The sequence below is a fragment of the Desulfopila inferna genome, from assembly GCF_016919005.1.
Taxonomy (GTDB): Bacteria; Desulfobacterota; Desulfobulbia; order Desulfobulbales; family Desulfocapsaceae; genus Desulfopila_A; species Desulfopila_A inferna.
In genome coordinates this window covers 1-457 of sequence record NZ_JAFFQE010000034.1, presented here as the reverse complement: position 1 = coordinate 457, position 457 = coordinate 1, and the positions used below count along the sequence as shown (strand labels likewise).

Here is a 457-nt window from a genome sequence, read left to right as displayed (position 1 = left end):
AACCCCAGCCAGGTGGCCTACGGTCCCATGCCGGTGACGGTGAAGACCCCGGCCTGCCCGCTGGTGGTGTCGCCGCCGCCGCGCGGAATGGATGGCCAATGGCTAGTGGAAGGCTCTGGAACGGACCTCAAGGTCCTGTGCCGGGATACCGCTGGTCGAGTGATCGGTTATGCCCTGACCGGAGCGGCGGTGAACGAAAAATTGGCCCTGAACAAAGAGTTACCCGGCCTCATGGCTTGAATGCCATTGGCTCCGGCCGTTATGCCGTCGAGACTTGCGGCAAAATTGTCGGACGATACTGGCGCAGTCCTCGGGAGCATGCCATCCTCCATCGCGTCTACCGCAGTCTAGAGCCTATGGTTCCGGTGGACTGCGGTGCCTTTGAGCGCTGCTGGGAAGACAGCACGGACACAAAAACAACAAACCGTCAAAGAGGCAACTATGCGTAAACCAGAAC

Annotated in this window: 1 pseudogene; it reads left to right on the top strand. The window is 60.2% G+C overall.

From position 1 onward, the window contains the following. Window positions 1-240 (top strand): annotated as a pseudogene (locus JWG88_RS21310) (FAD-dependent oxidoreductase); the annotation flags it as partial. Window positions 241-457: the final 217 nt, after the last annotated feature.